At 41.2% G+C, this 7,521-nt stretch carries 5 protein-coding genes; 4 read left to right on the top strand and 1 reads right to left on the bottom strand.

All coding sequences use genetic code 11. The features are described from left to right. The first annotated feature begins 164 nt into the window (after positions 1-164). From HC723_RS03665 to feoB, 3 genes are all read left to right on the top strand, one after another. Complete coding sequence (locus HC723_RS03665; protein WP_190338244.1) at positions 165-2,432, top strand: helix-turn-helix domain-containing protein; 2,268 nt, start codon at positions 165-167, stop codon at positions 2,430-2,432. A 713-nt stretch (positions 2,433-3,145) separates the two neighbouring features. Beyond that, entirely contained in the window at positions 3,146-3,376 is a 231-nt protein-coding gene (locus HC723_RS03660; protein ID WP_190338243.1) for a FeoA family protein, read from the top strand. Next, a complete protein-coding gene (gene feoB / locus HC723_RS03655) occupies positions 3,373-5,661 on the top strand; it encodes a Fe(2+) transporter permease subunit FeoB (RefSeq protein ID WP_190338242.1) in 2,289 nt (762 codons plus the stop codon). The genes HC723_RS03660 and feoB overlap by 4 nt, the downstream gene beginning before the upstream one ends. A 231-nt stretch (positions 5,662-5,892) precedes the next feature. Here the strand turns inward: feoB and HC723_RS03650 are convergent, their stop codons facing one another. After that, positions 5,893-6,324, bottom strand: coding sequence for an HIT domain-containing protein (locus HC723_RS03650; protein ID WP_153447435.1), 432 nt, complete (start codon positions 6,322-6,324; stop codon positions 5,893-5,895). A gap of 82 nt (positions 6,325-6,406) precedes the next feature. Between HC723_RS03650 and lpxM the strand changes: the two genes are divergently transcribed. Then, a complete protein-coding gene (gene lpxM / locus HC723_RS03645) occupies positions 6,407-7,375 on the top strand; it encodes a lauroyl-Kdo(2)-lipid IV(A) myristoyltransferase (RefSeq protein WP_153447434.1) in 969 nt (322 codons plus the stop codon). Positions 7,376-7,521: the final 146 nt, after the last annotated feature.

The following is a 7,521-nucleotide window of genomic DNA, read 5'->3' as shown; positions in this document are numbered from 1 at the left end:
TATTTAGGTTCTTTTTTTCTGCTCATGTGAAGATAATGAAGCATAAAAAGGATCGTTCAATAGGCAATTGTAGATCAAGTGATGATCGTCACATTCGCCTGTCAATAGGGTGCTGGTGAACGCTTACTTTTGATCCGATCACCTACCATAATCAGAAAATCAATGTGGAGGAAGGCCGATTTAACGATACCATTACCCATTTAAGTGCGGATTCGGCGCAAACGCTATGGTTTTCAACTGCATCTGGCTTGTATCGTTATTTCCCAACCAATAATAGTATAAAAAACTTTTCCCTGACTTGGATGCAAAAGGGCACGATTAACGGAGATATTACCGATTTATATGCGGATAAATATGGGCGGGTTTGGATAGGAACCGATCATGGTTTATATGAGTACCATAAAGGGCGTATTTTATTTGATACCTTTAGCGCAGAGTTTGGCGGTACCGACAGCATTAGTCAAGTGAGTGATAAAACGCTGTGGGCGGTGAATAACTATGGCGTGATCTCTATAGATATAGCCAAAAGCCGTGTCGTCCCCGTACCGCTGCAAGACTCGAATAGTTCGGCTTTATGTGTTGCAACGGCAGCCAATGGCACCTGGCTTGCCACGACCAAAGGAATCAGCTTTTATAATCCCGCAGGCTTATTAGTCAAACACTTCTCATCGCCTTTTGGCATGGTTTCAAATGAGTTTTTACCCGATGGCTGTGCGTTATCGCCCGATGGTAATCAATTGGTACTCAGCAGCAAACTTGGACTGGTTCAAGCCTCCACTCCACAGTTACTTATGGCTCAATTACCTGAAAATAATGTCATAGTTGGAGAAGTGTTACTTGATCGCTCTCGGGTGGCCATTTCTCCTAATCCAGACCGTGAATTACACTTGAGTTATGGTAAAAGTGTGACGTTTTTATTTGGGGTATTGCCGGATCTGGATGTGCCTCATTTACAATACCGATTATTGGGTAGCCATAAACATGATTGGGTCTCCCTACAGGGCTCACAGGTGACGTTTAATAAATTAAGCCCTGGTAGCTACGCAATTGAATTTAAAGCTTTGTCTCAATTAGGTAGTAATAAAAAGAATACTCAATACCGTTTTATTATTGATAAACCTTGGTATTTAACCTCTTGGTTTGCCATTTTAACCATAGTGTTAATGCTGCTGCTAATTCTTGCTATTTTTGTTTGGCGCGCGGGAGCCATGATGAGCAAGAACATTCGTTTGCGTCGATTGATAAATTTGAAAACCAATCAATTGAAACATCAAAGTCAATTATTGATCAGCAGTAATGCCGAGTTACGCCGCCAAGCAGAGACTCGAGAATCACTAATTAATGAGGTCAGTGAAGAAGCGGCAGCGTGTATTGAAAATATTAAAATTAATATGGATCAATACTCAAAAAGTACGCAATTAGAGTTGTTACAACAATCGTTGAGCTACTTAGAACAAATCAGTCTTTTGCATTTATCCAGTGAGAAAAAAGTGATCCCTCAAGGCAAAATGGTGTCATTGGTGATTAAAGCCATTACTCAAGGTTGGCAATTGGATGCTGAAAATGCAGGTGTTAAATTGGTGGTATATGACGAGACACCAAATTGCATGATAAGAGTACGTTACGCGAATTTTGATACTGTATTGAATAGTTTACTGGCGAGTGCGTTGATACGGGCGAAGAAGGGTCAGGATGTTACCTTATCCACCAAGTTAAAAGATAATCAGCTACAAGTGATAGTGCAAGATCAAGGTATTGGGATTTCAGAGTCAGAAATTTTAGCTTATGAAGCTCAAGAATTCGGTCTCGACATTACGCCTATTACTCATAAACCTCTCAATACCACTCTAGCGGTGATGGCGGAATTAGTGCAACAAAATGGTGGAACCTTTAGCTTTACCACCAATACTATTACTCAGGTGACTCAATTAATCGTGACATGGCCGATTGATGGCTATCGAATAAATGCATTAGCAGAGGGTGTGATATCGACCAAAGCAAGTGAGATTCTAGATACAGATACCCTAATTGATATGGAAGGAATTGATAGTAAGCACTTGCAAATTAATGGTAGTGAAGGGGATGATAAAGTCCTTATTGATCTTAAAGAGCAATGGCTAACCAAGGTATACGACTTGGTAGAGCAGAACTTTTCGGATCCTGATTTTGGCACCAGTGTGGCAGCCAAACTATTATTTGTTTCAGAGCGTAGCTTACAACGTAAATTTAAAAATTTAACGGAACGTTCCTTTATGGATTATTTGACTCAGTATCGTTTAGAAAAGGCGTGTGAAATGCTAATGTCGGGCTATAAAGTGGCTGATACCGCATTTGAATCCGGTTTTAACGACCCTTCTTACTTTAGCCAGCGCTTTAAAACCCACTTTGGGCTGACCCCTTCTAAATTTATTGAAAATACCCAACAAGATTAGCACTGTTGCTGATCAAGGCTGCTAGGCTTTTACAACCTTATCAATTCTATCTAATACCAATCAAATCAAAGGCAATCAACCGCAATATGGCACAATTTATGCCGTAATAGGTTGTTAGACGCAGTGATTGATTTGAATAGTGCTTATTTTAATAGGGAAATAAAGTAGATTTGTAATAGATAAAAAGGATAACTAAGAGGGTGACAACAAGTGCCATATTCAAGATATGGCACTCATCAGTCCAGAATAAAAAAAACGTGACACGGCCGGGGGGACTATGTCACGGGTGCCAACGACACCTTCGCTTGCTGCCGAGTGTATTGATTGCTCAACACACCTCAGGAATAAAATTCGTTAGGGTGTTCCCTATCGACAAGGTTATTTATAGCGCGACTGGGCTTAATTTGCGCATAAAAATAACGACAAGTTATCATGATAAAAGCGACAATATAAATTTTATTTGAAATAGCTGTTTTTATTCAATGGCTTATAGCCTAGTCCTTGTTGGTATAAATAAAAATAAACCCCATCACTTTTAGTTAAATTGACGTTTTTGACAATAGAGATCAATTTCAAATCTGACGTTTTTGACGGTGGTAATGAGAATAACTATCAAATAAAAGGATAAATTGATATATATCAAAAAAAGTTACTGACTTTACCTGTATCATGAGTGAAAATAGGAATGGTTATCATTAATGGTTGGGTTTTACATGAAATTAAGTGAACTTAAAAGTGGGCAAAGTGCTCGCATTGTTGATCTATCAGAATTAACACCAGATATAAGGAAGAAACTGATGATCATGGGAATGCTGCCAAACACCCAAGTTAAGTTGATTCGTAAAGCGCCAATGGGTGATCCATTACAGGTCGAAGTCAGAGGAGTATCACTTGCTATCCGTGGCAAGATTGCCTCTGACATTGCAATAGAGGTAGAGGCATGAACTTTAATATTCTAACCGTTGGTAACCCTAATAGTGGTAAAACGACGTTATTTAATGGTCTTACCGGTGCCAAGCAGCAAGTTGGCAATTGGGCGGGAGTCACGGTTGAGAAAAAAACCGGCTCATTTGAATTTAATGACGAATCCTTCAGTCTTACTGACCTGCCTGGTATCTATTCTTTAAACAGTGCCAATGATGCCAACAGTGTCGATGAATCTATTGCTTCTTCCGCTATTTCGTCTATGCCTGCCGATTTAATCATTAATGTGGTCGATGCCACAAGTTTAGAACGTAGCTTATATATGACACTGCAACTGCGTGAACTGGGCCGCCCAATGATCGTGGTGTTGAATAAATTAGATGCCCTACATCGTGAACGCCAAGAAATTGACGTTAAAGCACTGCAACAAGAGCTAGGTTGCCCCGTCTTTATACTGTCGGCGATTAATAAAAAGCAGGTGGCGCAATTTAAAGCCGACTTGCATAAGATTGCACATCAGAATTTACAGGTTGATGGATTAGTTCTTCATTATCCAGGCAACATAGAAGCGGCAATTGAGCAAATCAATCCACTGTGGCCTCAAGATGGTATTTTGCTTCCTCGTGCACTTTCTATTCGTGCAATCGAACAAGATGGTTTGGTGACAAAAACCCTTTCAGACCGTGATCAAGCGGTATTGGAGGCGTTAACTCAGCAACTCTCAGCAACAACCGATATCGATCTGGCGGTTACCAACAGTAAATTTGAATACTTGCATCAATTGTGTCATCAAGTTCGTCAATTAGATTCTTCATTCAGTAAGAGTTTTACCGAGAAACTCGATCAGTTTGTGCTCAATAAATGGTTTGGTATTCCGGTGTTTTTCGCCATCATGTATTTGATGTTTATGTTCTCCATCAATATCGGTAGTGCGTTTATCGATTTTTTTGATATTGGGGTCGGCGCATTATTGGTTGACGGCGGCCATCATTTATTAGATCCGCACTTACCTGTGTGGCTTGTGACTGTGATTGCGGATGGTTTTGGTGGTGGTATTCAAACCGTTGCTACCTTTATTCCGGTGATCGCTTGTTTGTATCTATTCTTAACCTTACTAGAAAGCTCTGGTTATATGGCGCGCGCTGCTTTCGTATTAGATAAAGTGATGCAAAAAATAGGCCTGCCAGGTAAAGCATTTGTGCCTCTTATTTTAGGTTTTGGCTGTAATGTGCCCGCTATTATGGCAACTCGCACTTTAGATCAAGAACGTGAGCGTAAACTGTCGGCGGCGATGGCACCATTTATGTCTTGTGGGGCGCGCCTACCGGTTTATACATTATTTGCCGCTGCATTCTTCCCAACCAATGGTCAAAACGTGGTATTTGCTTTATATCTACTGGGTATTTTAGCGGCAGTGTTTACCGGCTTAGTGTTGAAACACACCCTGTATCCAGGTAAGAGCACCAGCTTTATCATGGAAATTCCAGATTATGAAATTCCCACTTTGCGTAATGTGGTGCTAAAAACATGGCAGAAATTGAAACGCTTTGTTTTTGGTGCGGGTAAAACCATTGTATTGGTAGTGGCGGTGTTAAGTTTCTTTAATTCATGGGGTGTCGATGGTTCATTTGGTAACCAAGACAGCCAAAATTCGGTGCTATCCCATGCGGCAAAAGTAGTGACACCGGTATTATCTCCCATGGGGGTCGAGAAAGATAACTGGCCAGCAACGGTTGGTATTATTACCGGTATCTTTGCTAAAGAAGCGGTAGTGGGCACATTAAATAATTTATATTCCGACCCTTCAGATGAAGAAGAAGAATTTAATTTAACCGCGAGTTTAATGGCTGCGCTGCAAAGTATTCCAGATAATTTAGCCGCGCTTAACTTCAGCGATCCATTAGGCATTGAAGTGGGCGATTTAGGCGATAAAGATGCAGCAGCGGCCGACCAAGGTGTGAGTAGCGGTGTGTTTGGAAATATTCAAGCTTACTTTGTTACCGGTGGCGCGGCGTTTGCCTATTTAGTCTTTATCTTATTATATACGCCATGTGCGGCGGCAATGGGGGCTTATGCGCGTGAATTTGGCCGTAATTATGCGATATTCATTGCATCTTGGACCATGTTTTTAGCTTATGCCTCGGCAGTGGTGGTCTATCAGATTTCGAGCTTCGAGATGCACCCAATGATGAGTTCTATCTGGCTTGCGATCATCACGGTCATTTTATTGGCGGTATTCTTCACCATGAAACGCATCGGTGCTAAAGAGCAAAGCATGCGGATTGATATTGTGAACATCAGCTAGAAAAAGCGAGCCACACTTGAAGCAATAGTAATAAGTAGAAATTTAATGATTTATCAAAATTGAGTACAGATAAAAGTGTCATAGACCATAGACGGACAGCCTTTCTCAAGCGACCAAGAACCAATCAGGGTCTTTTCGACGTATTCATATTGATCAAATATTAAGTGGAATAGGTATCATTAAAAATGCTCAGATCATCCGATCTGGGCATTTTTCTATCCGGAAGAAAAATCAAGTTGGAGTAAATGGAACCTGATGCAGGCTAAACGCTTGTTGCAATTGCTGAACTAATTGCTGTTGCGCGTCACAAGGGCGAGATCGTCCTTCGGTATTGCCCCACACTGGACCTGGCCAAGCAACGTCGCTTTCAAAACGTGCAATATGATGGATATGCAGTTGCGGCACCATATTACCCAGTGCGCCAAGATTGAGTTTCTTGGGTTTAAAGCTAAGCTCTAAAGCTTGAAAGACCACTTGAGATTCAAGTAAAAATTGCTGCTGATCCGGCATTGGCAGATGGTGTAATTCTTGTAATCCGGCCACTTTGGGCACTAAGATCACCCAAGGGCCAATGTGCTCTTTATGCAGTAAAGCGATGCTGAGTGGGAAATCACCAATAATATCAGTATCGGCTTGCAATTGAGGGTGTAATGTAAAGCTCATAGTGGACCTTCTCATCTTTTTAATTCTAGCGGATTGTTATACCATACCTTTTATATCAAATTAGGCGATCAATAATAATAATATGAGTAAATCAGAGACCAATTCTCCTCAAGCAGCAACCACAGATAAGCATCTTTATAATCCAACCTTTGAATGGCGCTTTTTGCATCCTCGTCATTGGCTAACTTGGATAGGCTTATTTTTTGCTGTGTTTTTAGCTTTCATCCCGCATCGTCTACGTGATCGTTTGGCCGCTAAGTTGTCTCGTCTAGCCTTAAGGCGAGAAGGTGGGCCGATGAAAAAAGCGCGCTTAAATTTACTCAATTGCTTTCCCGAGAAATCTGATCAAGAACGTCAAAAGCTGATTGAAGATTGTCTGGCGACCGCAGGGCAATTTATGTTTGGTTATCCAGAGCTTTTGTTGCGTAGCCGTAAGCATAACCAGTCGCGTGGTGTGGTGCATGGTGGTGAAAACCTATTCCCATTATTGGATAAAGGCGAGAAGGTCATTGCGTTAGTGCCACACTTTTGGGCAATTGATTACGCTGCCGTCATGATTGCCGCGCAAGGCTACCAAGTTTCCTCGATTGTCAAAGAGCAGCGTGAACCTATTACTAACTGGCTTATTCACCGTCAACGTATGCAATATGGCGGTAAAATTTATGAGCGCAGTGTCGGCATTAAACCGTTTTTAAGAAGCGTTAAAGACGGGTATTTAGGCTATTACTTACCAGATGAAGATCATGGCGCGCAAAATTCAGTCTTTGTGCCTTTCTTTGCCACCCAAAAAGCGACCTTAAAAGGTTTCGGTAAAGTCGCGAAACTCAGTCGTGCTAAAGTGGTGCCAATGCTTCCGGCCTATAATGCCGAGTTGGGTAAATACGAATTGCATATTCTGCCGGTGATTGAAAATTTGCCGAGTGGCGATGAAGAAACTGATGCCCGAGCGATGAACAAAGCGGTGGAAGATTTGGTTAACATCGATCCTAAACAATACATGTGGATTTTAAACTTACTGCGCACCCGACCGGATGGTACAAGATTGTATTAAGTGTATTAAGTGTATTAAGTGTATTAAGTGTATTAAGTGTATTGAGTTTCCGCTTATATTTGAAATGATGCTTTAATCGCGGTATTCAAATATTCAATGAAATTGGTATAAAAATGCCCATAACGACATGATCGTTATGGGCATTT

Source organism: Vibrio sp. S11_S32 (genome assembly GCF_014694465.1).
GTDB lineage: Bacteria > Pseudomonadota > Gammaproteobacteria > Enterobacterales > Vibrionaceae > Vibrio > Vibrio algicola.
This window is presented reverse-complemented; position numbering and strand designations above follow the sequence as displayed.